This is a genomic window from Actinoplanes sp. NPDC049599 (assembly GCF_044465625.1).
Classification (GTDB): domain Bacteria; phylum Actinomycetota; class Actinomycetes; order Mycobacteriales; family Micromonosporaceae; genus Actinoplanes.
The window spans coordinates 1-1,549 of record NZ_JBITLX010000076.1 but is presented as its reverse complement, the minus strand read 5'-3'; the positions used below and the strand labels follow the sequence as shown (position 1 = coordinate 1,549).

Below are 1,549 nucleotides of genomic sequence, written 5' to 3'. Positions count from 1 at the left end.
CTAGTGCAGCACCGCGTTAGTTCGTCGGGGGTGGGAGCCATGCGGTGGGGTCGTTGAGGTAGAGGCCGCAGGCGCAGTCGAGGGCTTCTTCCGGGCTGCCGAAGGGCAGCCCGGATGGCAGCAGATCGTCGTGGTAGCCGTTGTGGCTGGCCAGGTAGATCGCGAAGCCCCAGGTGTGCAGGACGCCGGTGAACCGTAGCCGGCAGAGCGGCTGAACGGTTCCGTCCGGCAGGAGCCCGTCGAGGTAGGCGAACCCGGCCCGGTAACGGATCTGCACCTCGGCCAGTTGCGGCCATCGGTCGCGGGCGTATTGGTTGAGTCGTTGCCGCAGGTGGTGCTGCATCGACTCGGGCGGGTTCTTACGGGCCATGCGTTCATGCTGCCGTGCCGGCCGGTGTCACGCCATGATCGGCAAGGATCTGCCCTGATCGGGTCGGCTCGGGGTGGATGGGCAGGAATGGCGTGGCGGTAAAGGCGGTCACGGTCGTGCTGGACGAACAGATTCGGCGGCGGCTGTCGTCAACAGCCCGCTCGGCCCGCGCCCCGGCCCGTGACGTGTTACGAGCGAAAATCGTTCTGGCCGCGGCCGACGGGCTGTCCAACACGCGGATCGCCGCCGGCCTGCAGGTCGGTGTCGACACGATCCGTAAATGGCGGGGTCGGTTCGCTGCGGCCGGGCTGGCCGGCTTGTCCGACGACAAACGCAGCGGACGGCCCCGCCGTCACAGCGCCGAGGTCCGGGTCCAGGTCATCGCCGTTGCGACCTCGGCCCCGCCCTTTCCGGAATCGACCTGGTCACACCGGCGGATCGCCGACCGGCTGGCCGGTACCGGCATCTCACCGTCGCAGGTCGGACGGATCCTGGCCGACTGCGACCTACGCCCGTACCGGGTCCGTGGCTGGCTGACCCGCAAAGACGACCCGATGTTCTGGACCCGCGCCCGTGACGTCTGCGACCTCTACCTCAACCCGCCCGCTGACGCGGTCGTGTTGTCGATCGATGAGAAGACCGCGATCGCCGCCCGCTCCCGCAAACACCCCGGCCGGACCGCCGCCCCGGGCCGACCAGCCCGCCAGGAGTTCGAGTACGTGCGCCACGGCACGGTGTCGATCGTCGCCGCCCTCGACGTCCGGACCGGGCAGGCGATCACCGAGCCGATCCTGCGTAACGACTCGGTGACCTTCCAACGGTTCCTGACCATGCTCGACACCAGCATCGACCCCGCCAAACAGATCCACGTCGTGCTCGACAACGGCTCCTCACACGTCGCCAAAGCCACCCGAGCATGGCTGGCCGCGCATCCCCGCTGGCACGTGCACTGGACCCCGGTCCACGCCTCCTGGCTCAACCAGGTTGAAATGTACTTTTCCGCGCTGACCCGCCGGGTCGTACGCCACGGCAATTTCCCGTCACGCGAGGACCTGATCACCAAGATTGAGACGTACGTGATCGAGAAGAACACCACCGCCAAGCCCTACCGATGGACCTACGACGGCACCCCACTCAAAGCCGCATGACCCACGACGAACTAACGCGGCGCAGCACTAG

Annotated in this window: 2 protein-coding genes; one reads left to right on the top strand and one right to left on the bottom strand. The window is 67.7% G+C overall.

The annotated features are described in order from the left end of the window. Positions 1-16 precede the first annotated feature (16 nt). Positions 17-370 carry a hypothetical protein gene (locus tag ACIBQZ_RS43250; RefSeq protein ID WP_396094779.1) on the bottom strand — a complete coding sequence of 118 codons (354 nt, stop codon included), beginning with the start codon at positions 368-370 and terminating at the stop codon, positions 17-19. A gap of 92 nt (positions 371-462) precedes the next feature. Between ACIBQZ_RS43250 and ACIBQZ_RS43245 the strand changes: the two genes are divergently transcribed. After that, positions 463-1,518, top strand: a complete 1,056-nt coding sequence (locus ACIBQZ_RS43245) for an IS630 family transposase (protein WP_396094778.1) — start codon at positions 463-465, stop codon at positions 1,516-1,518. Positions 1,519-1,549 lie beyond the last annotated feature (31 nt).

Coding starts and splice junctions, on each gene's coding strand:
- ACIBQZ_RS43250 (WP_396094779.1), bottom strand. CDS start 370: ATGGCCCGTAAGAACCCGCCCGAGTCGATGCAGCACCACCTGCGGCAA.